A 21,606-nucleotide genomic window follows, 5' to 3' on the forward strand; every position below is an offset into this window, starting at 1 on the left:
ATTTACTGGCTGTTAGCGATAACAATTCCTGCGATAATGGCAAGTATAACCGCAACAAGCGCCGCAATCTTCCACATAGAGTAGGGGCGTTCGCCTTGAACCTCACCTGTGCGCCCGTTCACAACAAATCGGTAGGTTTTTCCACGGTATTTATAAGCGGCGAGCCAGACAGGCAGCAGAATATGCTTAAAGGTTACGTCGCTAACGTTTGTCTTGACCTTGTCGACACGTTGTTCATCCCCACCGATGTCCGATTTTACATCACGGTGGATGATGGCATCCATATGGGCATGGGCCTCTGCATAGCCGTCATTGATTTCGACCTGATAGCCTTCGGCACGAAAACCGGCCAGATATTCCGGCTGATATGGTTCTAACGAAGACAGATCCCAAGGTTGCAGCCCATCAGTGTAGTGTTTGGGCAAGGATTTGGACGCGAGTACAAGCACATCGTCGAAAAACCGTGCAACCCGGCCTGATTTGGGCTTCCAACGTGTTTTTTGCACGCGTACTTGGGTTTTTTTGCCATCTCGCATGACGGTTTTGGTTTCGTAGTAATGTGTGCCGCGTTGACCTGAATATTTGCTTTTTGTATCAGCATCAAAGGTCCAGTAAGGCACGTAGATACCATTTAGTTTTCGGCCCTTACGTGCATATTCCTTAAGCCCATTTGGCGCAAACCACAGGCTGCCCAGCCAGTTTGTGACCCCGGCGCGCGCGGTCGGTTCATCCAATCCGAACGGCAACACAGCTTGCGGTTTAATCTGGCGATGGGTGCCTGTGTCCGTGACAACAGGGGTGGCGCAAAATGGGCATTCGGTCGCGTGCAAATCTGCGTCAAATTCGGTTTGCGCCCCGCAATTGGGGCAAGATGTGACGCGGGTTTCCGCGATGTCCTCGGCCCCGAGGACATTGTCTTTGGCTGCAAGATAATCCAACTCGGCGATTATGCCGCCCGCCAATCGAATTTGTTGCGAGTTTCCACAATGGTCGCAGGTCAGTTGGCGCGCCGCTGGGTCAAACCGCAAATCAGACCCGCAGCTGTTACACGGAAACCGGTGTTCGGCTTCGGAATTAGGTTCGGAGTTCATTACAATCACTTTTTAAAATGCGTTGAGAATGTGCGGCACCGGTGTAGGTGCCGCACTAGATCTTATGCACCCGGCGGCGGCGGCGGCAGAATGGTGAAAAGCTGTGCGAGTTCCATAACGTCACCCGCTTTCATCCAGCCGTCTTGGCCTTGGGTCCAGACCATGCTGTCGCGCGACAGGGTGCCATCGGTGACTTTGCGTCCCATCGCAGCCTTTGAAAACGGGCCGGACACTTCGCCAGCGACGGCAATGTGCCAAACATGTTCGACGGGCGGAGGTGGTGGCGGTGGCGCAACGGCGGCAGGTGCGGCGGCAGGCACAGCACCCCACGGTCCTTGGGCCATTTGCCCTGCCATCGCCAGCCCCATGCCTGCCCCCATACCAGCGGCCATCCCGCCTCCGGCAGGATTGCTGGCAGCGGCTGTCATGGCTTCTGCTGCAGAAAACTGCGTGTATTTGCCCAAATCTCCAGCAAGCCCTACCGAGGTGCGTTTATCCAACACGGCCTCGACCGCAGGTGGCAGGCTGATATTTTCGATGTAAAGCTCTGGGATTGATAGCCCGTATTGCTTCATGGTTTCGTCAATTGCCGTGGCAATAAGTTTACCCAGATCAGCGGTATTGGCGGCCATATCCAGCACAGGAATGCCCGATGACGCGATCACGCGGCTGAATTCTTGCACGATGATATTGCGGATTTGATAGCTGATCTCATCCATGGTGAATTCGCCGTCGGTCCCAACGATTTCGCGCAGGAACACGGCAGGGTCTGCGACCTTAATCGTATAGGTGCCGTATGCCCGAATGCGGGTTGGTCCAAATTCAGGGTCGCGCAGCATGATCGGGTTTTTAGTGCCCCACTTTAGGTCCGAAAACCGGGTCGTGTTGACGTAGTAGATTTCCGATTTGAACGGGCTTTGGAACCCGTGATCCCAATGCTGCAAGGTCGTCATGATCGGCATGTTGTTGGTTTCAAGCATATACAAACCGGGAGTGAAAACATCAGCCAATTGGCCCTCGTGCACGAACACAGCCGCCTGACCTTCGCGCACTGTCAGCTTTGCGCCGTATTTAATTTCATGGTCTTCACGCTGAAACCGCCAGACCATTGTGTCGCGGGTATCGTCCGTCCAGTGAATGACGTCGATAAATTCGCCGGTTAGAAAATCAAAAATGCCCATCTGTTATGGTCTCCGTGGTTATAAGTCTTAACTGGCCCCTTGGGCCATCATATCGCGTGCGATTTGGCGTGCAATTGGGGCGGCTGTCGCAGGGTCCATACCTGCCTGAAGCCGTGGATCGTAAAGCATGCGCAATAGCATTTCGTCATGCGTCGTCAGTAGTGCGAATTCTTCGTCATCGTTAAAGATCGACGGGCGGGCACCGGGGCTATCATTGGCAAGCCCCATGCCTTGGGCCAATTCTTCGTGGATGCAGGCCGCGCGCATCAAGTTTGGATGCTCGGCGCGGATGATTGCGATGGCTTGGCTATAGGTGGATTCGCCGGGATCAAAGGTGCCAATGACGACGCAAAGCTGATCGCGCGGTAGGTCAACAATGGCGCGCACAGTTGCCGTCGAAATCGTGGGGATTAATTCACGCAGTCGCGGCTCAATCGCTTTGCGGTCGTCCTCGCCCAAGAACAGCACGTGATAGTTTGGACGCGGTTGATCAAAAGAAATCGGGACGCCCGTCACCCGCGAAAGGCGCGCGGCGTAGGATTCGACACTGGCGGTATCTTGGGCGCGCTGGGGATAGGGGACGGTGTCGCCGAACTCAATCTTCATGCGGATCGGATGTGCCCAACGACGCAGGTTGGAGACGGTGCTTTGCGCGTTCCGAAAATCGCTATCGTCGCGGTATTCATTGAACAGTGCGATGCGGATGAAATTGCGCGCAAGGATCGTGTCGGTGAAGGTGGTGTCTGGGCCGCCGCCATCGCCACGCAGCAAGCCTTGGGTCAACAGGTCATTCTGAAGACGATTGTAATATACAGCGAGCCGCTGGCTTTCGGCGCTGGGCGTGGCTGCGACTGGCGGCGGGGGCAGGGCTTCGACAACTGGCGGCGTAGGGGTAGGTTCAGGTGGGGGCGTCACGCAGGCCGAAGTACCCGCCACAATGGCAAGCACGCCAAACCGCTGCATGATGCCCCCAAACCCCATTCGATTTAGTCGCTAACCGCAGTGCCAACGTTGTCGCCCAGACCTGTTTGTTTGGCCTTGGCGGCGGCAAGCGTATCTTTGAGCTCTGCTTCCATCTTTTTCATCTCGGCTTCTGCCTCAGACCGTTTGCGTTTGCCCTCATCCGCGATCTCAAGGCTTTCGTTGATTGTCGCGATTAGATTGGCGTTCGCTTCTTTCACGGCCTCGATATCAAACACGCCGCGTTCCATTTCTTCGCGGATTGTGCGGTTGGCCTGGCGTAGGTTTTGCGCATTTGCAGTCAGCAGTTCATTGGTCAGATCATTGGCATCACGCACGGCTTCTGCGGCCTCAGAAGACCGCTGAATTGTGACGGCTTGGGCCAATTGGGTTTCCCAAAGCGGCACAGTGTTGACGAGGGTCGAATTGATCTTAGTGACCAGTGACTTGTCGTTTTCTTGCACCAAGCGAATCGACGGTAGCGATTGCATTGTCACCTGACGGGTCAGTTTCAGATCATGCACCCGGCGTTCAAGATCATCACGCGCAGAGCGGATATCGCGCAGTTCTTGCGCCATCATCACGGCTTTGTCTTCGGGGGCTGCTTGCACATCGGCTTCTTTTGCGGGGATGGTTGTCGCGTCTAGATCAGCGATCTTGGCCTCGCCCGCGGCGATATATAGCGCGAGTTCGTCATAAAATTGCAGCGTTTTGTCATAAAGCACATCAAGGCTTTCGATGTCTTTAAGTAGCACATGTTCGTGGCCCAAAAGATCATCAGTGATATTGTCGATCTGTCCCTGCACGTCTTCGAATTGGGCGACGAATTTTGCCATAGGTGCTGCGCGGCCCAGAAGTTTTTCCCACCAGCTACGCTTGCGGCGCACATCAAGTTCAGAGATAGAAAAGCCACGGATCGTAGTGACGATATTGCGCAGGCTGTCACCTGCTGGACCCACGTCTTTGTTGCGTACACCGGCCAGCATTTCTTGACTGATGACTTGCAATTCGGCCTGTGCGGATGACCCAAACGACACGATGGAATTCGTATCTGTCACGTCAATTTCAGCGATGCGGCGGGTGATTTCTGCACTTGTCGGCGCATCTGCTGCCTCTAACGTGACCAACTCACCCTTTGGTTCTGGCAGCACAACGGCGGTGATTTTCGCGACATCCGCAAGGGCGGCTTCGGCTTTTTGGCGGGTTGTCTCGGTCATGTGTCAGTTCCTTTGTTTTGCATGGCGACGCCTTCGCGTTGGAGGCGATCACGTAATACGTTGATTTCAATGTCCATATCGCTGCGGTCATCGCGCATCATCACGTCGGTGCGTGCAGCAAAATTTGTTTCTAGATCGTCCAGCAAGGCATCGTAATTTGCGCGCGCATCACTGTCGGGTTTGCGTTGATAAAGATCAACAAATTTGATAGTCGCGTCGCGTGCCCCTTGCAGATAAATCCCAAGGAATTTGCGCGCGCCCGACAGATCACGTGGGTCTTCTTCGACTGTGTGGATCATTTTGCGTGCCAACGTTTGGAAGGTCGCGACCCGCATTGTCAGTTTGCGATCATCCAGAATATCGATCTGTTCTTGCATGGTTTCCAGATGCGCTTCGGCCTTGTCGACAACCCGCGCAACCCGGTCTTGCTGGAAATCATCAATGCCATCCATGCGTTTATCCGTTAACGGATCAATGCCAAAGGCGGCAACATGCAGCCCCAATGCCGCGACGCCATAAAGGACAGACCCCATGATCCCGCTGTCACCCGTATAGGCTGCAATCGTGATGCCGATGCCTGTCAGCACTGATGCCATCATCTTGCGTGGGATTGCAGGACGGCGGGCGACTTTACGTGCGTCATACGCCGCCTGCGCGACCAACCCTTCTTGCAGTAGCCAAGCGGCCAACGTCAGGATCGCCCCGCCGATCAATGCCGTGACCAACGTGGTTGGCCCATCGTTCAACGAGGTCACAACCAAGATGATGGCTGGTACAAACAACAAACGCGCGGGCGATTTTGCAGCGCGCGCTTGGCGCACATCGATCACCGCTTCGCGCGGGGCGTCATTTGTGCCGTCTGGGCTATGTTTTCCACCAAATCGTTTTGCCATTAGGACGCCCCCAGCCAGCCTGACGTAACGCCAAACATTAAGATCAATAGGACGATGTAACTGATGCGCTTAAATGTCTGAGGCATAGGGGGTCCTTGGTGGGTTAGTGCTTTTGTTCGGCTTGGCGCTGAGCAGCCAGTTTCCGGCTATAACCGGACTGAATGATCTCAACCGCGACCAGCACCAACACTGAAAAGTAGAATGTGGATTTGGACATTGGGATAATGTCTTTGCCAAATACTTTGATGTTGAGCGTATCATCATGCACGGCATGTGCCGCGGCAGGGCCAGCTTCGCCTAATAGAACGACACCAACGATCAACAAGATGAAAAGGCCAAGCACCTCGTACATACGGTTCTTTTCCAAGAAACGTGTGACGCCATCCGCCAGAAGCAACATCGCAAGCCCTGATAGGATGATCGCAATCGCCAAAACCGGGAACACATCGGTAATCGCCAGCGCAGAAAGGACCGAATCAAACGAAAAAATCAGGTTCATGATGACGATCATGATCACAACTTGTGTCGCCGATTTCCCTGACTTGCCACTCACATCGTGGCCAAGGTTGTCCATCGACAACATGTGACCAATTTCTTTAACGGCGGTGTACATAATAAACACCCCACCCACGACGAACACGATGGTCGCAAAGTTTACGCCGCCCTCAAGTATGCCGACCCAATCCATGATGAAAAACGGCGCGGAAAGCGCATCGATCAGTTTGATCATTACAAACAGCAACACAACCCGCAGTGCTACGGCAACGATAATGCCCCATGTGCGTACCGATTTTTGCTGCGCAACGGGCGCGCGTTGGCTCTCGATTGAGATATAAAGAAGGTTATCAAATCCCAAAACAGCCTGCAAAAAGCAAAGCATGAGCAGGTTGGTCGCGTTTTCAAGTGTCAGCAGGTCGGTCAAGGTAAAATCCTTTGGAAAATTCTCTGCTGCCTAGCATGCACAACGATTGTAACAGGACAAGGGTTCAGCTGCGCTGATTTTTTCTTTTGGCCGGCCGATTAACCGGTTTCCGGACCCTTGTTGGCGTTGGTTTGCCTGAAATCCCCAGTTGATCGCGGACAACACGCTGTTTGAGTTCCTCTACGTCACCTTGTTTTAGGTCGCCCAATTGGAACGGCCCATAGCTGACCCGGATCAGACGGTTCACAGTCACGCCGATAGCTTCCATTGTGCGACGAATTTCGCGGTTTTTACCTTCGCGGATCGAAACAGTCAGCCAAGCGTTTGCGCCTTGTTGGCGATCAAACGTTACGATCATAGGTTGGTATTTGATCCCGTCCACGACAATTCCTGCGCGCAATTGGTCCAATTTTGCTTCGCTAACGGACCCGTTGATGCGCACGCGGTAACGGCGCAGCCAGCCGGTAGCGGGCAGTTCAAGTTTGCGTTTCACGCCGCCATCATTGGTCAGCAACAGCAGCCCTTCGGAATTCAGATCAAGCCGTCCAATTGACATGACACGCGGCATGGTTTCGGGCAGGGCGCCAAATACTGTCGGGCGGTCCTTTTCATCGCGTTCGGTTGTCACAAGGCCAGCAGGCTTATGATACAGCCAGATGCGGGGTGGATCAGGTTCGCCGACCAGCTTGCCGTCAGCAGTGATTTTGTCACTGGATGTGACGTTCAGCGCTGGGCTGTCGATTGTCTTGCCATTCACGGTCACGCGGCCATCCGCAATCATGCGTTCAGCTTCGCGGCGGCTGGCAATACCTGCGCGAGAAAGGACTTTGGCGATGCGATCGCCCGAAGGTGTGTCATTGGTCATACTACTGCCCATAGCGGCTTTGATCGGCCCTTGCCAGTGGGTGCATTGCCGGGGCATCACATTGGCATGGATTTTCGCAGTTACATGGATATCGCCTTGAAAGAGGCGCGCGCGGCCGCGACGCGCGGCGAAGTGCCCGTGGGTGCCGTGATTGCGGGGCCAGATGGGGTGATTGCACGGGCCGGAAACCGGACACGCGAATTAAATGACCCGACTGCCCATGCCGAAATGCTTGTGATCCGTGCCGCCTGTTCTGCTTTGGGCCAAGAACGGTTGGGGGGGTATGACTTGTATGTGACGTTAGAACCTTGTCCGATGTGTGCCGCGGCGATCAGCAATGCGCGGATTGCGCGGCTGTATTACGGGGCAGGGGATCCAAAATCGGGCGGCGTCGCCCAAGGGCCGCGCGTGTTTGTGCATCCGCAATGCCACCATAAACCAGAGATATATGACGGGATCGCCGCGACTGAAAGTGAGACATTGTTGTTGGATTTTTTTGCGGCGCGCCGCTGATCGCGCTACGATCATTCTAATTCCGCAGGCACATGCTTGCGACCTGCGGCATGTAGCGATAAACGCGGATGAAAGATTTACCGGAGAGCGTTCCATGTCGATTGACACTCAAACCGCCCGCCGCGTGGCGAAACTTGCCCGCATTCAGGTGGAAGACGATGCATTGCCAGCTTTGGCCGCTGAATTTAGCGCGATCCTTGGCTTTATTGAGCAACTTAACGAGGTCGATGTCGAAGGCATTGAGCCGATGACATCCGTGACCCCGCAGCGTCTTAAACGCCGCGAAGACGTGGTCACCGATGGCGATCAGCAAGCCGCTGTTTTGAAAAACGCACCTGATGCCCGCGAAGGGTTCTTTGCTGTGCCGAAGGTAGTAGAATAATGACTGATCTGACGAAACTGACCATTGCCGGCGCACGCGACGCCATGCGCAAGGGTGATACTTCCAGCGCGGAAATCACCGCAGCCTGTCTGACCGCAATCGAAGGCTCCGGCGCGTTAAATGCATTTGTGCATAACACCCCCGAGATCGCGAACGCACAAGCTGCCGACGCTGACACACGTATCAAAGCGGGCGATGCGCCGGATATGTGTGGCATCCCGCTGGGCATCAAAGACCTGTTTTGCACCAAAGGTGTGCCGTCACAAGCTGCCTCTGGCATTCTTGAAGGTTTCAAACCTGAATACGAATCGACCGTGACCAGCCAATTGTTTGACGCGGGTGCCGTGATGCTGGGCAAGCTGAACATGGATGAATTTGCGATGGGGTCGTCGAACGAGACCTCTGTTTATGGCAATGCCGTGAATCCTTGGAAGGTCGACGACCGTGAATTGACGCCGGGTGGCTCATCCGGTGGGTCGGCCGCGGCTGTGGCGGCTGATCTATGCCTTGCGGCAACGGGGACCGATACGGGCGGGTCCATTCGCCAGCCTGCGGCTTTTACAGGTATCACGGGGCTGAAGCCGACTTATGGCCGCGTGTCACGTTGGGGTGTTGTTGCCTTTGCCTCTTCGCTGGACCAAGCGGGCCCGATGACCAAAGACGTGCGTGACGCGGCGATTATGCTCGAATCAATGTGCGGCCACGATCCCAAAGACAGCACCAGCGCCGATCTGGCCGTGCCAAATTTCGAAGCGGCCCTGACAGGCGATATCAAAGGCAAAGTGATCGGCATTCCCAAGGAATACCGCATGGACGCCATGCCCGCCGAGATCGCAAAGCTGTGGGAAGATGGCACTGCGATGCTGAAAGATGCTGGCGCTGTGATCAAAGACATCACCCTTCCGCACACCAAATATGCGCTGCCCGCCTATTATGTGATCGCACCAGCAGAGGCGTCTTCGAATTTGGCGCGCTACGATGGCGTGCGCTTTGGACACCGTGCCCAACTGGCCGCAGGCGATGGCATTACCGAAATGTACGAAAAGACCCGCGCCGAAGGATTTGGCCACGAGGTGCAGCGCCGTGTGATGGTTGGCACCTATGTGCTGTCTGCCGGGTTCTATGACGCTTATTACAACCGCGCGCGCCGCGTGCGGGCACTGATCAAACGTGACTTTGACAACGTGTTTGCGGATGGGGTCGATGCAATTTTGACACCAGCAACACCTTCGGCAGCGTTTGGTTTGGGTGAAATGATCGATGCCGATCCGATCCAAATGTATCTTAACGATGTGTTTACGGTCACCGTGAACCTTGCCGGATTGCCAGGTATCGCAGTGCCAACAGGCACGGATGCCAGTGGTTTGCCGTTAGGTTTGCAATTGATCGGGCGTCCATGGGAAGAGGCCGATTTGCTGAATGTGGCTTATAGTCTTGAGCAATCGGCAGGCTTTGTAGCCAAACCGAACAAGTGGTGGTAAGTATCAAGAAAAGAAGACGCGAAGTAGCAGGTAAGCATCAATGAGAATAGCCGTCGGAATCGCGCTAGGCGCGCTGGTATTAAGTGCATGCACGTCGAATGAACCACGCGCGCGCGGTGTCGGCTTTGATGATTATTCAAACTACGAATTGGAACGCGCGCAACGCGAAGCGGCTTTGGTATCAGGCCAGACATCGATCATTCCACCCGCCCGCGTGAATGTTATTCCCGGAACAACCTCATCGGCACCAGGGGTTTCATCGTCGGATTTAGCCAATGCTGGGATTGGTCAGACACAGTTCGAGGCAACAGTTTCTCCCACACAGGGGGTCACACCTTTGCCGACGACAGCGGCAGCGGTACCCCCGGTCGCGCCGACGAACAACACGGGTATTTCAGACGAGCAAAATTTTGATGCCGTGTCTGGCCGTGAAACGATTGAAAGTGACGCCGCACGCCGCGAGGCCCAAGCCGCCGCTCGTGAGCAAATCGCCGCGACTGCCGTGCCAGAGCGCCCCGCCAACACAGGGCCAAACATCGTTGAATATGCGGTGAATGCGCCTAATGTGAAGGGGCAGGAATGGTACAGTCGGTCCTTGCTATCGAGTGAAAATCGGTATCGCCGGAACTGCGCCGATTACGTGACCGCTGATGATGCGCAGCGAGATTTTCTTGCACGCGGTGGCCCAGAACGTGACCGGCGTGGGATTGATCCGGATGGCGATGGTTTCGCCTGCGGCTGGGACCCAGCCCCGTTCAAATAGGTTTTGGGCACCTGAAACTGACCACATATAATTCGCCCAATTGCGGGCCGCGACGCGGGGGCGTGCGCCCGGATATGGTCGTGCTGCACTACACCGCGATGAAAACGGCCGCGTCCGCGCGTGATACCCTATGTAACTCCGCAAACGAAGTTTCCGCGCACTATCTGATCGCTGAAGATGGCGAGGTCATGTCGCTGGTGCCTGAAGCACTGCGTGCTTGGCATGCGGGCGCTGGGAGCTGGGGGGCGGTCACCGACGTGAATAGCCATAGCATTGGGGTCGAAATCGCGAATGACGGCTTCAGCCCCTTTGCAGCGCCGCAGATGGATGCACTGTGCACCCTACTTGATGGGATAAAGGCGCGCTGGGGAATTCGGCCTGAACGGGTGATTGGCCATTCAGACATGGCGCCGGGACGCAAGATTGATCCGGGGGCGCGGTTTGACTGGCTGCGGCTCGCGCGTTTGGGGCATGGGGTCTGGCCACAGAACGCGCCCCCGCAGGACATCGCGCAGTTCGTGCCGCAAATGCGGGCCTTTGGCTATACGGCCAGCGATGATCCTGATCTGCTACTGTCGGTGTTTCGTATGCGGTTCCGGCCTTGGGCTACGGGCCCGCTGGATGATATTGACGCAGGGATGGTCACCGAACTTGCCCGTCGTTTCCCCGTTGACGTGAACGCCACTTGGGCCTAATTGCGGGCTTGCGCGGATGGCTGGATGGCTGCGGGCGGTAACGTCCGAGGAAAGTCCGGACTCCAAAAAGCACGGTGCCGGGTAACGCCCGGCGGGGGTAACCCTAGGGATAGCGCCACAGAGAACAGACCGCCACGGTCGCACCTATGGTGCGCATTCGTCAAAGTCGTGGTCAGGGTGAAACGGTGGGGTAAGAGCCCACCGCGCGAGCGGCAACGTAAGCGGCACGGCAAGCCCCACCGGGAGCAATGCCAAATAGGGACTGCGCGCCGCAAGGCAGGGGGGCTTGAGCCCGAGCAGTCCGGGTTGGCAGCTAGAGGCCGTCTGGTAACAGGCGGTCTAGATGAATGGTCATCCATTTGGGGCAACCCAAAGGACAAAATCCGGCTTATAAGCCGTCCGCGCATATTCATCCCTGATTTCGGCGTCTTTGCGGTTGACTCGGGGCACGGCTGGCGTAAAAGGCAGCTTCAATAGATTTATGCGAAGCGCCAATGATGGCCCGCAACCAGGAGAGATGAGACATGGCGAAGCCTACCACCATCAAGATCCGCCTGAACTCCACCGCGGGGACCGGGCACTTCTACGTCACGAAAAAGAACGCACGTACAATGACCGAAAAAATGGTCATCAAAAAGTACGACCCCGTTGTGCGCAAGCACGTGGATTACAAAGAAGGCAAAATCAAGTAATTGATCGCCACTTTGACGGAATTGAAGGCCACGCAATCGCGTGGCCTTTTTCGTTTTAAGCGCGTTTGTTGATGTCTGCTCTGCGGTGTGGTTTCAACTGATCGCTGCAACACATGCTCCCGCATTTCTTACAGAAAGGTCGACGGAAACTCGTGACAACATCGTTCAAGATAACGATCGGTTAAAAAAATCTGAATAGTCAGATGAGTGTTACGAAAGATGACAAAATGAAAACAATATCCATCACGACGATTGTCGCTGCTTTACTAGCTATAATGGCTTCCGAATCCATAGCGCAAAACCGACCGGCTAATGCTCCGGATACAGGTGCCCGGGTTCAATGCCATGGAAGCAACCAATCATGCGTAAAAAGCAGGACATCTATTATAGAAATACAGACCCAATTACGACAGCACTGCAAAGGCCTCCCTGCAAATTTTGCTGACGGTGTTTGGGGAAATCAGACTCAGAACACTCTCGTACGCTTCCAACGTGCTTATGGTCTTGTGCCTGATGGCATTTATGGCCCAGCAAGTGCGCAAGCATTGGCAGGTAGCCCCAATGGGCGTTGTTAAACGTTTCTGACTAGTGAAAGGCCAGCGGTGTTCGCTGGCTTATCATCGCCCAAATGTCCGTTGGCCGGTCGTCGCGATAACCGACATTCGCGCAACGCAAAAAATGGCCATTCGGGCTCGGGGCTGACATTCGTTTCAGCGGCATCAAGTGATACCCGCGCATGCTTCGGATCTGAACACGAGCTTCTGGCGCTGGTTAGTGAAACCCAGACTTAATACGGTGATACAGTCGGCTGCCCATCCAACGTCACATAGCGCCGTTCGCCTGTTGTCCGGTCAAAGTGAAGCACGCAGTCATGGTCGGGGTAGGTCACCACGTCGCTGTCCGCGCGGGTGCCGATGACCAGATAGGTGGCGGCTGAGTCGCTGGTGTTCTCGAGGTAATGCCCGATTGGCACACCCGCTTTGAACGCCGCACTGTCGCCGGGGTGCAGTGGGGTCGCTGCATCGCCTTCGTGGACGATGACCATGCCGGACAGCATATAGATCATCTCGTCTTCGTTTTGGTGCCAATGGCGCTGCGATGATTTCGATCCGGGCGGTAGGGTTTCTGTGAATGCGCCGAACTGGTCTAGCCCACCGCTGTCGCTGAACAGCTTGGCGGTATAATTACCCAGAACTGGGTGGGGATGCTCAGGCTGCTCTGTCGTGGCCTTGGCTGCGCGGATGATGGGCATATGTGGACCTTTGCAAATTGAAAAGACAGAGTTTTTACCAGCCCGTTGATCATGAGAGCGCTGTCACAGGTGCCGTGAGGGCGCAGCGCAGCCGACTGAGCCATAATTAATCAAGCCGCCCATAGAAAGTCATACGCGCACTTTCAGACAGGGAAACACTAGGTTCCGCGTTATATGCAAGCACGGCCAGCATGCGTGTTTTGTCGCTTTCATTTGGCGAAACCCGGTGAATTGCGTTGCGCCCGCGAAATAGAACAAGCGCGCCCGGATTCATCGATAGAATCTCTGGCTGGACCTCACCATTGAGCAACGCGGCAACGCCGTCGTAATTCATTTCCCCGGCGTCGGCGTCTCTGAGGTCTTTGATATATTCAAAACGACTGCCCGCGTCGGGTTTCTGGATCAGCAGCGTGGTCGCAAAGGATGAGTTGTCGAAATGCCACCCGAGCTCTTGGCCGCGATTGGCGTAGTGGATGTTGATAGATGACAATGGGTCCGCATAGGGATGTAGGGCGGTTTCACCTGTGGCGTGCTTGATGAAATCGCGAAATGACGGATCATCATATAGGGTGCGTAGCGGCGACGTCGGACTGATCACATCGTCGCAGATACAGCCCTTGGAAGAAACAACCTGCTTGTTTGCCGGGTGATCCGCCGGGTAGGCGGGATTGTTTGGTGTCAGATAGACCGAATGATCTTGGGCGCAAAAATAGGCCTGATCTTGACCTGCAAGGCTCTCTGTAACCAAAGCAGAGAGCGCAGCGGGGCGAATGAAATCCGCAAGCACAAGCACACCCACCTCGTTCAAGGTCGAATTGCAGCGGTCAAGGAACGCGCGATCATTCAGCGGATAAGCGTCCAAATCGACTATCTCTGCAATGTGCATGTGTTGCTCCTATTCTTGCGGTCCATTCAACTATGGCAACGCGATCCCAAGAAGGGAACGCAAAAACGCGGTTCAAAACATACAAAAAAGGGCCGGCGTTTCCGCCAGCCCTTTGATCAAGATATGTATCTGAACTTACTCGCGGCTACCGAACAACTGCAGCAAGAAGATGAACATGTTGATGAAATCAAGGTACAGGTTCAGCGCACCCATGATTGCGGCTTTGGCCAACCATTCGCTGTCGCCGTGGGCGGCATGCGCGATATAGTCCGTTTTGATTTTCTGCGTGTCATAGGCTGTCAGACCCGCAAAGATCAGAACACCGATGGCAGAGATCGCAAACATGATCGCAGGGGACTGCAAGAAGATGTTGACGACCATCGCAACGATTAATCCAACAAGACCCATCATCAAGAACGTACCCATGCCGGACAGGTCTTTTTTGGTGGTATAGCCATAGAGCGAGAGGCTCGCAAATGCGATGGCTGTGATCAAGAAGATCTGCACGATGGACGCGCCAGTGTAGACTAGGAAGATAGAGCTAAGCGAAAGCCCCATGACGGCTGCAAATGCGTAAAACACAAGCTGCGCAGTTGCAGATGACATGCGGTTGATCATCGCGCTCAGGCCAAAGACAAAAGCGAGAGGTGCGAACATGATGACGTAGCGTAGTGGTGTTGTGTAAATCAAACGACCAAGTTCAGTCAGATACTGACCTTCGCGCAATGCAACCTGTGCTCCCGCTGGGTCAGAAGTGACGGCAAGCCCAGCAATCGCCCAAGCGGCCAATGCAGTGATGACCATGCCGATGGACATGGTCGCGTAAACTTTGTTCATGTGCGTGCGCAGACCTTCGTCTATCGCGTTGCTGCGCGTCTGTGCGCCAGCATTTGCCCAATCGTATTCTGCCATGGTGGCCTCCAAATAATGTCTGGGCTCTGGGAAATAGAGCCGTTGTTGGCAATATTGGCAGCTATGCACGATTTTTCAAGGGCAATGCCGGACAATCACAGGATTAAATGTCGCCATTTTTCCAGTTTTGTGGCGCGTCCCAGGGTGCTTTGCTGGCTTCTTGCATGGCTTGGGCCCTTGTAATGCCGACATCGCGCAACAGACGATCGTCAAGATTCCGCAGCTGGTGGCGTTGGCGTGCAACCCCAAAGGCGGTGATGATGTGTGCCAGCAGGCTAACACGTTGGCGCGGGTGGCATGTGGCGGTGTGGTTCAGTGCGTGTGACATCATATGTCCTTTCGTGATGTTTGGCGGTGTTTGTATTTCTATGCTTGATGAGTACCCGCTCTATGTGCATTATGGAAATGAATGTTTGAGTTATAACACATCAAGGAAATTGATATGGCGCGAAATCTTGATCTGACGGCGTTGCGGTCGTTTGTTGCTGTGGCTGATACCGGCGGGGTGACAAAGGCGGCCGGGCTTTTGAACCTGACACAATCAGCTGTCTCAATGCAGCTAAAGCGGCTTGAAGAATCGCTTGATGCGTCTCTATTGGACCGCTCTGCACGCACCATTGGGTTGACGTCGCAGGGCGAGCTATTGCTCAGCTACGCCCGGCGGATGCTCACGCTGAACGACGAGATATACGGAAAGCTGACCGCCACGCAGTATGAATGCGAAATTACGCTTGGGGTGCCACATGATATTGTCTACCCGGTGATCCCTACCGTTCTGAAGCAGTTTTCAGCCGCTTACCCGCGCGTGCGTGTGCATCTTGTATCGTCCTTCACCCGCGAATTGGTGGCCAATTTTAAGCAAGGTAAGGTCGATGTAATTTTGACCACTGAAGACACCGTGGACGCGGGCGGCGAAACATTGACGCAAATCCCATTGATTTGGGTTGGCGCGCCGGGCGGACAGATTTGGAAGCAACGGCCGTTGCGGCTGGCCTATGAAGAACACTGCATTTTCCGCAAATTCGTGCAGCGCCGTCTGGACGAAGCCGGAATCCCTTGGGATATGGTTGTCGAAAGCAATTCAAGCCGCACGATTGAAGCAACTGTCAGTGCCGATATGGCCGTGCATACCATGCTTGAAGGCACACAACCGCGTCATTTCGAACAGATCAATCATCAAGGCAGCTTGCCGACGCTACGCAGTATGAACGTCAATATGTATCAGGCGCGCCTTGATGATGGACCTGTCATCCGGGACCTTGCGGGGTTTATACGCGATGGATTTGCGACAATGCGCGCGCCGGCTATGGCGTAACGACAACCTTGCCAATAGATTTGCGCGTGCGCAGCAAATCAAGCGCATCCGCTGCTTGGGCCAAAGGCAGGACATCGCTGATATGCGGTTTCAGCCGCCCGGCGATCTGCCATTCCATCAACGTGCGCAGGCTGTCTGTCAGCGCTTCGGGATTGAATTTGAGATATCCACCCCAGTAAAACCCGATGACGCTGATGTTTTTGACCATCAAGATATTGGCAGGGATAGGGGGGACCGCGCCGCTCGCAAATCCGATGGTGAGAATGCGGGCCTCGCGGTTGCAGGCGCCGAAAGCCGCTTTGAAAAGATCGCCACCGACCGGATCATAGACAACATCCGCACCGCCAAGCGCTTTGACGGCTTCTTTGATGTCATCTGACGTGCTGTCGATCAGGTGGTTGGCCCCAGCGTCCTTTGCTGCCTTTAATTTACCTGCACCGCGCGCCACCGCAATAACTGTCGCGCCCATTGCTTTGCCAACTTCAACCGCAGTGAGCCCAACGCCGCCGGCCGCGCCAAGCACCAAAAGCGTTTCTCCGGCTTGCAATTGGGCGCGCCGGGTCAGCGCAAGGTGGGACGTACCATAGGCAACCATAAATCCGGCTGCGACCTCGGACCGCATTGCATCAGGGATCGGTGTGCAAAGATGTGCAGGGAAGACACCCTTTTCGGCTAGCCCACCCGCACCGCCAAATACGGTAACGCGGGTACCAATGGCGGGGCTTGTGACGCCGGGACCATGGGCAATGACGGTACCGCAAACCTCCATCCCAAGGGTAAAGGGCAGGGTGGGGGTGTCTTGATAGGTACCTTTTGCCATCAACAGATCAGCGAAATTCAAACCGCAAGCCGCAATATCGAGCAAAACCTCGCCAGATTGGGGCGTTGGCACAGGGATTTCGATGATTTGTGGCGGTTGTTGGTGTGAATTGACCTGAAAAGCGCGCATCTGACTTCGAATCACTCCCATGAACTAACAAATCTTGCTTATCAGACCGAAGGAGCTCTCTTCAATTCGCTCAGTTTTTTACCATTTGGTAACTAATTCTTCTGGTTGAACCTGTCCTTAAGGTAAGGATGGGTGCTGCAACCGTTGCGTGTTCTTGTTTGAAGGTGCAATGCATGGGTATCGGAGACAAAATATGGACGTTCTTTCGTCTGCATTGCGCTCCAGATTCATAACGCGGTTAGTGATTTGCCGCAGAAAACCGCACGAAGGAACGATTGATGAAACACCCGGTAGATGTACATGTTGGCAAGCGTATTCGCCATCGCCGTTGGATGAACGGTACGACACAGCAACAATTGGCTGAAAATGTTGGGATCAAATTCCAACAAATCCAAAAATATGAAACTGGTATGAACCGGGTTAGCGCGTCGCGGCTTTGGGATATCGCACATGTTCTGGATGTGCCTGTTTCCTTCTTTTTTGAAGGGCTTGAGCAAGAAGCAGACGCTGACGCCCCCAATGGCAACATGCCCGGCGATATTCTGACAGATAAAGAAGCGCTTGAATTGCTGCGTTCTTACTATGCAATTCCTGAAAACCAGCGCCGTCGCCTGTTTGACCTGGCGCGCGTTCTTAGCGAAGCGGCCTAAAGCCGCCTTGACCTGCCCATCTGCAGCGCGTTACCGCTTTGGTGACAATAGCTGCAGACGGGACGATCATATGACGATTGATAGCAACCTTCAGGCCGAGCTAATCCGCGTCGCACATCTGCTTGCGAATGCGGCCCGACCTGAAACTCTGACGCACTTTCGAACGCCCGGATTGGTTGCGCAAGACAAGGGCGTGCAAGGGTTTGATCCCGTTACGGTTGCGGACCGTGCCGCTGAACAAGCAATGCGCGCGATCCTGAAAGCTGAACGCCCGCGTGACGCGATCTTGGGCGAAGAATTTGGTGCAACCTCTGGTACATCTGGGCTGACATGGGTCTTGGACCCAATCGATGGCACCCGCGGCTATATTAGTGGTACCCCGACTTGGGGAGTTTTAATTTCAGTTGCAGATGAAAACGGCCCCTTGTTTGGGCTGATTGATCAGCCGTTTATTGGCGAACGTTTTGCTGGAGGCTTTGGTGTCGCCGAAGTTGCCGGGCCTATGGGCACCCAACCGCTTGCGACCTTGCCCGCGCGCGCACTGTCTGATGCGATCCTTTTGTCCACCTTCCCCGAAGTGGGTACTGAGGCCGAAGCAAAAGCATTTCACACCGTTGCCAAACGCGCCAAGCTGACCCGTTACGGAATGGATTGTTACGGCTACGCGCTGTTGGCCGCAGGGCAAGTTGATCTGGTAATCGAAGCGGGCCTGAACGCTTATGATATTCAGGCCCCGATTGCAGTGATCCACGCCGCAGGCGGGATTGTCACCGATTGGACCGGCAATCCTGTGCATGAAGGTGGTCAGGTTCTGGCCGCAGCGAACCTGGAAATCCATGCGCAAGCGCTGGCAATTTTGCAGGAAGCAATCGATGGCTGAAACGCTGATCAAAAATGCTGACATCATTCTGACGATGGATGATGCGCGCCGCGAATTAAAAGGCGCAGATATTTTGATCAAGGATGGTGTGATTGCGGCGGTCGGGCAGGGTCTATCAACGCATGGCCGGACCGTTGACGCCAGTGGCACGATCGCGACGCCGGGGCTGGTGAATACGCACCATCATCTTTATCAAACGTTGACCCGTGCGGTACCCGGCGCGCAAGATGCGCTGCTATTTGGCTGGCTGCAACGGCTCTATCCGATCTGGGCGCGTTTTGGGCCCGAGGAAATGTTTGTGTCGGCCCAAATTGGTCTTGCCGAATTGGCGCTGTCGGGCTGCACGCTCACGTCTGATCACCTGTATCTTTACCCCAACGGGTCGCGGTTGGATGACACGATTGCCGCTGCTCAAGAGGTCGGTTTGCGGTTCCACGCGACGCGTGGCGCGATGAGCATTGGCGAAAGCGACGGTGGGTTGCCGCCCGATAGTTTGGTCGAAGATGAAAACGCCATCCTGCAAGATAGTATCCGGGTCATTGACGCGTTTCACGACCCCAATCCCGGTGCGATGGTGCGCGTGGGCGTGGCCCCTTGCAGCCCGTTTTCCGTCAGCCGTGATCTGATGCGCGATGCGGCGATCTTGGCGCGTGACAAGGGCGTGATGATGCATACGCATCTGGCCGAAAACGACGAAGATATTGCCTATTCTCTTGAAAAATTCGGCTGCCGTCCCGGCCAATATGCCGAAGACCTTGGCTGGACAGGGGATGATGTCTGGCACGCCCATTGCGTGAAGCTTGACGGGCAAGAGATTGATCTGTTCGCCCGCAGTCGCACGGGCGTCGCGCATTGTCCGTGCTCTAACTGTCGGCTTGGGTCTGGCATCGCGCCTGTGCGCGCGATGCGCGACGCGGGCGTGAATGTTGGGCTGGGCGTCGACGGATCCGCGAGCAACGATATCGGAAATCTGGTGGGAGAGGCCCGCCAAACCATGCTGTTGCAACGGGTGCAAAACGGGGCCGACGCGATGTCAGCGCGCGAGGCGCTTGAAATCGCGACGCGTGGCGGCGCGCAGGTTTTAGGGCGTGATGATTGTGGCCAGATTGCGGTAGGTATGCGTGCAGATATCGCACTTTGGGATGCGCAAGCCGTTGAAAATGCAGGATCTTGGGACCCTGCTGCACTTATATTAGCAGGGCCACAAAAAACCCGCGATTTGTTTGTAGAAGGAAAACAAGTCGTGTCAGATGGTCAAATGACAACCGTTAATCTGGGCGCGACGATCCGTCGTCAAAACGATTTGGCGCGAAAGCTACTAGATTAGGAGAGCGCATTGCTTTTTCAAAAATTGTTGTTGGCATGTGCCGTTGCATCGCTTGCGGCCTGTACTGTTTCCGCACCAACCACTGCGGCTTCGACCCGGTCGGCCCCAGTATCGGGACAATTTCATAGCGATTTGAATCAGTTTCGCGCGGCCAATGGCGTTGCTGAAATCCATGCGAGCGCGATGCTCACTGCGATTGCACAAGCCCATGCCGAAGACATGGTCAGCCGCAATTACTTCGGACATGCTTCACCTGGCGGTCCAAATGGGGCGACCTTGTCGCAACGGATGCGTGCTGGTGGGTGTCGCCCGGGAGCCGCCGCTGAAAACATTGCCCAAGGCCAACAAACTGACGCAAGCGTCTTTGCTGCATGGCGCGATTCTGCGGGCCACCGTACCAACATGTTAGGCAACCGCTACATCCGCTACGGTCTTGGTCGCGCGGGCAATACTTGGGTTACTGTCTTTGCGGCAGGCTGCTAAGCCCGCTGTTTCCCAGCCACATAAACTGCGCTGATCGCCCTGTCGTCGCCCATCATGATGGTCGGGAACAGGGCGTCCCATATATCAGTGGCGCGTGAATGGCGTTGGGTGATTGCTGGCGTCGAGGCAAGATCAAGCACAGCAATATCGGCCATGGCCCCGGCGCCCAAATGGCCGATTTTCCCAGACATATGTAGCGATTGCGCGGACCCTTCGGTGGCTAACCACATCAGCTGTGCCGGATGCAGTGCTATGCCGCGCAATTGCCCGATTTCATAGGCTGCAGCCATGGTGCGCAGCATCGAAAATGACGATCCGCCACCAGTGTCTGTCGCCAGCCCAATCGATAGTCCGGCCTTTGCCAGCCCCATGAGATCAAACAGGCCCGACCCAATAAATGTATTCGACGTTGGACAATGCACCACGGCGGCACCGACCTCGCGCAAGCGGTCAATTTCGCGTGACTTTAGGTGGATGGCGTGGCCGTACAGCCCCCTTTCACCCAGTAGTCCAAAGGATTCGTAGGTATCCAGATAATCACGGGCATCCGGGAATAACCCTTGAACCCATTCTATTTCAGGAAGCTGTTCGCTTAGGTGCGTTTGCATCAGGCAATTTGGGTGCTCTGTCCAAAGCGCGCCCAAGGTGGCGAGTTGATCGGGCGTAGATGTCGGCGAAAATCGCGGGGTGATCGCATATTGCGCGCGCCCGACGCCGTGCCATTTCTCAAGCAGGGATTTGCTATCGTCATAGGCCGATTGCGGCGTGTCTTGCAGGTTGTCGGGGGCATTGCGGTCCATACAGGTTTTGCCGGCGACCACGGCCATATTGCGCGCGGCTGCAGCCCCAAAAAACGCATCCACACTTGCAGGGTGGATCGTGCAAAAACTGGTCAGTGTGGTGGTTCCGTGATCAAGTGCGAGATCAAGCGTGCGTCCGGCGATATCGTCAGCGTAAGCCGGATCACCGAACCGCGCCTCTTCGGGGAAAGTATAGGTGTTCAGCCAATCAATCAGCTGTTTTCCCCAGCTCGCGATCATGCCTGTTTGCGGATAGTGCATATGCGCGTCAACGAATCCAGCGCTAATCAGCGCATCCCCATAATCGGTGACAGCGGCATCTGGGTGGGCAGCGCGTAGGGCGCTGGCGGGGCCAATTTGCGCAATCCGGTCGCCTTCGATCAGCACCGCACCCGCGCTGTCGAAATTTACAGCGTCGCGCCAATCCCCGGTCAAAGGATTACCCGAAAAGCCAAGCGTTTGGCCAAGAAGAAGTTGTTTTGTCATGGCTCAACCAT

The 21,606-nt window shown here is 55.2% G+C and carries 25 protein-coding genes and 1 other RNA gene; 13 read left to right on the forward strand and 13 right to left on the reverse strand.

Annotated elements, in window-relative coordinates:
• Nucleotides 1-2: 2 nt before the first annotated feature.
• From DS901_RS03690 to DS901_RS03720, 7 genes are all read right to left on the reverse strand, one after another.
• Nucleotides 3-1,091 (reverse strand): primosomal protein N' (replication factor Y) - superfamily II helicase, encoded by a 1,089-nt coding sequence (locus DS901_RS03690; protein ID WP_113775576.1) that lies wholly within the window; start codon nucleotides 1,089-1,091, stop codon nucleotides 3-5.
• 62 nt (nucleotides 1,092-1,153) lie between these two features.
• Nucleotides 1,154-2,272, reverse strand: coding sequence for an SPFH domain-containing protein (locus tag DS901_RS03695; RefSeq protein ID WP_113775577.1), 1,119 nt, complete (start codon nucleotides 2,270-2,272; stop codon nucleotides 1,154-1,156).
• A gap of 27 nt (nucleotides 2,273-2,299) precedes the next feature.
• A complete protein-coding gene (locus tag DS901_RS03700; protein ID WP_181820752.1) occupies nucleotides 2,300-3,235 on the reverse strand; it encodes a DUF2927 domain-containing protein in 936 nt (311 codons plus the stop codon).
• 23 nt (nucleotides 3,236-3,258) lie between these two features.
• Nucleotides 3,259-4,449 carry a toxic anion resistance protein gene (locus tag DS901_RS03705; RefSeq protein ID WP_113775579.1) on the reverse strand — a complete coding sequence of 397 codons (1,191 nt, stop codon included), beginning with the start codon at nucleotides 4,447-4,449 and terminating at the stop codon, nucleotides 3,259-3,261.
• A complete protein-coding gene (locus DS901_RS03710; protein ID WP_113775580.1) occupies nucleotides 4,446-5,342 on the reverse strand; it encodes a 5-bromo-4-chloroindolyl phosphate hydrolysis family protein in 897 nt (298 codons plus the stop codon). The genes DS901_RS03705 and DS901_RS03710 overlap by 4 nt, the downstream gene beginning before the upstream one ends.
• Before the next feature lie 103 nt (nucleotides 5,343-5,445).
• Nucleotides 5,446-6,264: a TerC family protein gene (locus DS901_RS03715; protein ID WP_113775581.1), complete on the reverse strand. Its 819-nt coding sequence runs from the start codon at nucleotides 6,262-6,264 to the stop codon at nucleotides 5,446-5,448.
• Between the two features lie 64 nt (nucleotides 6,265-6,328).
• Nucleotides 6,329-7,129 (reverse strand): pseudouridine synthase, encoded by an 801-nt coding sequence (locus DS901_RS03720; protein WP_113775582.1) that lies wholly within the window; start codon nucleotides 7,127-7,129, stop codon nucleotides 6,329-6,331.
• A 66-nt stretch (nucleotides 7,130-7,195) separates the two neighbouring features.
• On the opposite strand from DS901_RS03720, the gene DS901_RS03725 reads away from it, so the two are divergent.
• The 8 genes from DS901_RS03725 (at nucleotide 7,196) to DS901_RS19110 (ending at nucleotide 12,230) form a co-directional block, all read left to right on the forward strand.
• Nucleotides 7,196-7,642: a nucleoside deaminase gene (locus DS901_RS03725; protein WP_113775799.1), complete on the forward strand. Its 447-nt coding sequence runs from the start codon at nucleotides 7,196-7,198 to the stop codon at nucleotides 7,640-7,642.
• 94 nt (nucleotides 7,643-7,736) lie between these two features.
• Nucleotides 7,737-8,024, forward strand: a complete 288-nt coding sequence (gatC, locus tag DS901_RS03730) for an Asp-tRNA(Asn)/Glu-tRNA(Gln) amidotransferase subunit GatC (RefSeq protein ID WP_113775800.1) — start codon at nucleotides 7,737-7,739, stop codon at nucleotides 8,022-8,024.
• A complete protein-coding gene (gene gatA, locus DS901_RS03735; RefSeq protein WP_113775583.1) occupies nucleotides 8,024-9,505 on the forward strand; it encodes an Asp-tRNA(Asn)/Glu-tRNA(Gln) amidotransferase subunit GatA in 1,482 nt (493 codons plus the stop codon). Before gatC ends, gatA begins: the two co-directional genes overlap by 1 nt.
• Before the next feature lie 40 nt (nucleotides 9,506-9,545).
• Complete coding sequence (locus DS901_RS03740; RefSeq protein ID WP_113775584.1) at nucleotides 9,546-10,268, forward strand: hypothetical protein; 723 nt, start codon at nucleotides 9,546-9,548, stop codon at nucleotides 10,266-10,268.
• 74 nt (nucleotides 10,269-10,342) lie between these two features.
• Nucleotides 10,343-10,963: an N-acetylmuramoyl-L-alanine amidase gene (locus DS901_RS03745; RefSeq protein WP_113775585.1), complete on the forward strand. Its 621-nt coding sequence runs from the start codon at nucleotides 10,343-10,345 to the stop codon at nucleotides 10,961-10,963.
• 12 nt (nucleotides 10,964-10,975) lie between these two features.
• An RNA gene (rnpB, locus tag DS901_RS03750) (RNase P RNA component class A) lies at nucleotides 10,976-11,370 on the forward strand.
• Nucleotides 11,371-11,487: 117 nt separating this feature from the next.
• A complete protein-coding gene (gene rpmG, locus DS901_RS03755) occupies nucleotides 11,488-11,655 on the forward strand; it encodes a 50S ribosomal protein L33 (protein WP_107890459.1) in 168 nt (55 codons plus the stop codon).
• Between the two features lie 275 nt (nucleotides 11,656-11,930).
• The gene (locus tag DS901_RS19110) at nucleotides 11,931-12,230 is read left to right on the forward strand and encodes a peptidoglycan-binding domain-containing protein (RefSeq protein WP_404932335.1); all 300 of its coding nucleotides are present in this window, start codon (nucleotides 11,931-11,933) and stop codon (nucleotides 12,228-12,230) included.
• A 212-nt stretch (nucleotides 12,231-12,442) separates the two neighbouring features.
• Here the strand turns inward: DS901_RS19110 and DS901_RS03765 are convergent, their stop codons facing one another.
• The 4 genes from DS901_RS03765 to DS901_RS03780 form a co-directional block, all read right to left on the reverse strand.
• Nucleotides 12,443-12,907 (reverse strand): cupin domain-containing protein, encoded by a 465-nt coding sequence (locus tag DS901_RS03765; protein WP_113775587.1) that lies wholly within the window; start codon nucleotides 12,905-12,907, stop codon nucleotides 12,443-12,445.
• A gap of 106 nt (nucleotides 12,908-13,013) precedes the next feature.
• Nucleotides 13,014-13,793 (reverse strand): HalD/BesD family halogenase, encoded by a 780-nt coding sequence (locus DS901_RS03770; protein ID WP_113775588.1) that lies wholly within the window; start codon nucleotides 13,791-13,793, stop codon nucleotides 13,014-13,016.
• A 135-nt stretch (nucleotides 13,794-13,928) separates the two neighbouring features.
• Nucleotides 13,929-14,705 (reverse strand): Bax inhibitor-1/YccA family protein, encoded by a 777-nt coding sequence (locus DS901_RS03775; RefSeq protein WP_113775589.1) that lies wholly within the window; start codon nucleotides 14,703-14,705, stop codon nucleotides 13,929-13,931.
• A 103-nt stretch (nucleotides 14,706-14,808) separates the two neighbouring features.
• Nucleotides 14,809-15,036: a DUF1127 domain-containing protein gene (locus tag DS901_RS03780; RefSeq protein ID WP_113775590.1), complete on the reverse strand. Its 228-nt coding sequence runs from the start codon at nucleotides 15,034-15,036 to the stop codon at nucleotides 14,809-14,811.
• Between the two features lie 111 nt (nucleotides 15,037-15,147).
• Here DS901_RS03780 and DS901_RS03785 point away from each other — a divergent pair, with 111 nt between their 5' ends.
• The gene (locus tag DS901_RS03785; protein ID WP_113775591.1) at nucleotides 15,148-16,020 is read left to right on the forward strand and encodes a LysR family transcriptional regulator; all 873 of its coding nucleotides are present in this window, start codon (nucleotides 15,148-15,150) and stop codon (nucleotides 16,018-16,020) included.
• Here the strand turns inward: DS901_RS03785 and DS901_RS03790 are convergent.
• The gene (locus tag DS901_RS03790; RefSeq protein WP_113775592.1) at nucleotides 16,010-16,969 is read right to left on the reverse strand and encodes an NADPH:quinone oxidoreductase family protein; all 960 of its coding nucleotides are present in this window, start codon (nucleotides 16,967-16,969) and stop codon (nucleotides 16,010-16,012) included. The two genes, DS901_RS03785 and DS901_RS03790, sit on opposite strands and share 11 nt — an antisense overlap.
• 278 nt (nucleotides 16,970-17,247) lie before the next feature.
• Between DS901_RS03790 and DS901_RS03795 the strand changes: the two genes are divergently transcribed.
• The 4 genes from DS901_RS03795 (at nucleotide 17,248) to DS901_RS03810 (ending at nucleotide 20,309) form a co-directional block, all read left to right on the forward strand.
• Nucleotides 17,248-17,619: a helix-turn-helix domain-containing protein gene (locus tag DS901_RS03795; protein WP_113775593.1), complete on the forward strand. Its 372-nt coding sequence runs from the start codon at nucleotides 17,248-17,250 to the stop codon at nucleotides 17,617-17,619.
• A 70-nt stretch (nucleotides 17,620-17,689) separates the two neighbouring features.
• Nucleotides 17,690-18,499 carry an inositol monophosphatase family protein gene (locus tag DS901_RS03800; protein WP_113775594.1) on the forward strand — a complete coding sequence of 270 codons (810 nt, stop codon included), beginning with the start codon at nucleotides 17,690-17,692 and terminating at the stop codon, nucleotides 18,497-18,499.
• The gene (locus tag DS901_RS03805; protein WP_113775595.1) at nucleotides 18,492-19,826 is read left to right on the forward strand and encodes an 8-oxoguanine deaminase; all 1,335 of its coding nucleotides are present in this window, start codon (nucleotides 18,492-18,494) and stop codon (nucleotides 19,824-19,826) included. Before DS901_RS03800 ends, DS901_RS03805 begins: the two co-directional genes overlap by 8 nt.
• Nucleotides 19,827-19,835: 9 nt before the next feature.
• Entirely contained in the window at nucleotides 19,836-20,309 is a 474-nt protein-coding gene (locus tag DS901_RS03810) for a CAP domain-containing protein (RefSeq protein ID WP_113775596.1), read from the forward strand.
• Here DS901_RS03810 and guaD read toward each other — a convergent pair.
• Nucleotides 20,306-21,595 carry a guanine deaminase gene (gene guaD / locus DS901_RS03815; RefSeq protein WP_113775597.1) on the reverse strand — a complete coding sequence of 430 codons (1,290 nt, stop codon included), beginning with the start codon at nucleotides 21,593-21,595 and terminating at the stop codon, nucleotides 20,306-20,308. The genes DS901_RS03810 and guaD overlap by 4 nt on opposite strands.
• Between the last annotated feature and the right edge of the window lie 11 nt (nucleotides 21,596-21,606).

The sequence above is a fragment of the Loktanella sp. D2R18 genome (assembly GCF_003318235.1).
Lineage (GTDB): Bacteria > Pseudomonadota > Alphaproteobacteria > Rhodobacterales > Rhodobacteraceae > Yoonia.

Bases quoted from the DNA above. Each gene is read 5' to 3' on its own strand.
- DS901_RS03805 (WP_113775595.1), top strand. From the start codon at position 18,492: ATGGCTGAAACGCTGATCAAAAATGCTGACATCATTCTGACGATGGAT.
- DS901_RS03780 (WP_113775590.1), bottom strand. From the start codon at position 15,036: ATGATGTCACACGCACTGAACCACACCGCCACATGCCACCCGCGCCAA.
- DS901_RS03790 (WP_113775592.1), bottom strand. From the start codon at position 16,969: ATGCGCGCTTTTCAGGTCAATTCACACCAACAACCGCCACAAATCATC.
- DS901_RS03765 (WP_113775587.1), bottom strand. From the start codon at position 12,907: ATGCCCATCATCCGCGCAGCCAAGGCCACGACAGAGCAGCCTGAGCAT.
- DS901_RS03690 (WP_113775576.1), bottom strand. From the start codon at position 1,091: ATGAACTCCGAACCTAATTCCGAAGCCGAACACCGGTTTCCGTGTAAC.
- DS901_RS03785 (WP_113775591.1), top strand. From the start codon at position 15,148: ATGGCGCGAAATCTTGATCTGACGGCGTTGCGGTCGTTTGTTGCTGTG.
- DS901_RS03710 (WP_113775580.1), bottom strand. From the start codon at position 5,342: ATGGCAAAACGATTTGGTGGAAAACATAGCCCAGACGGCACAAATGAC.
- DS901_RS03775 (WP_113775589.1), bottom strand. From the start codon at position 14,705: ATGGCAGAATACGATTGGGCAAATGCTGGCGCACAGACGCGCAGCAAC.
- DS901_RS03745 (WP_113775585.1), top strand. From the start codon at position 10,343: ATGGTCGTGCTGCACTACACCGCGATGAAAACGGCCGCGTCCGCGCGT.
- gatC (WP_113775800.1), top strand. From the start codon at position 7,737: ATGTCGATTGACACTCAAACCGCCCGCCGCGTGGCGAAACTTGCCCGC.
- DS901_RS03725 (WP_113775799.1), top strand. From the start codon at position 7,196: ATGGATTTTCGCAGTTACATGGATATCGCCTTGAAAGAGGCGCGCGCG.
- guaD (WP_113775597.1), bottom strand. From the start codon at position 21,595: ATGACAAAACAACTTCTTCTTGGCCAAACGCTTGGCTTTTCGGGTAAT.
- DS901_RS03720 (WP_113775582.1), bottom strand. From the start codon at position 7,129: ATGACCAATGACACACCTTCGGGCGATCGCATCGCCAAAGTCCTTTCT.
- DS901_RS19110 (WP_404932335.1), top strand. From the start codon at position 11,931: ATGGCTTCCGAATCCATAGCGCAAAACCGACCGGCTAATGCTCCGGAT.
- DS901_RS03770 (WP_113775588.1), bottom strand. From the start codon at position 13,793: ATGCACATTGCAGAGATAGTCGATTTGGACGCTTATCCGCTGAATGAT.
- DS901_RS03695 (WP_113775577.1), bottom strand. From the start codon at position 2,272: ATGGGCATTTTTGATTTTCTAACCGGCGAATTTATCGACGTCATTCAC.
- gatA (WP_113775583.1), top strand. From the start codon at position 8,024: ATGACTGATCTGACGAAACTGACCATTGCCGGCGCACGCGACGCCATG.
- rpmG (WP_107890459.1), top strand. From the start codon at position 11,488: ATGGCGAAGCCTACCACCATCAAGATCCGCCTGAACTCCACCGCGGGG.
- DS901_RS03700 (WP_181820752.1), bottom strand. From the start codon at position 3,235: ATGCAGCGGTTTGGCGTGCTTGCCATTGTGGCGGGTACTTCGGCCTGC.
- DS901_RS03740 (WP_113775584.1), top strand. From the start codon at position 9,546: ATGAGAATAGCCGTCGGAATCGCGCTAGGCGCGCTGGTATTAAGTGCA.
- DS901_RS03795 (WP_113775593.1), top strand. From the start codon at position 17,248: ATGAAACACCCGGTAGATGTACATGTTGGCAAGCGTATTCGCCATCGC.
- DS901_RS03800 (WP_113775594.1), top strand. From the start codon at position 17,690: ATGACGATTGATAGCAACCTTCAGGCCGAGCTAATCCGCGTCGCACAT.
- DS901_RS03705 (WP_113775579.1), bottom strand. From the start codon at position 4,449: ATGACCGAGACAACCCGCCAAAAAGCCGAAGCCGCCCTTGCGGATGTC.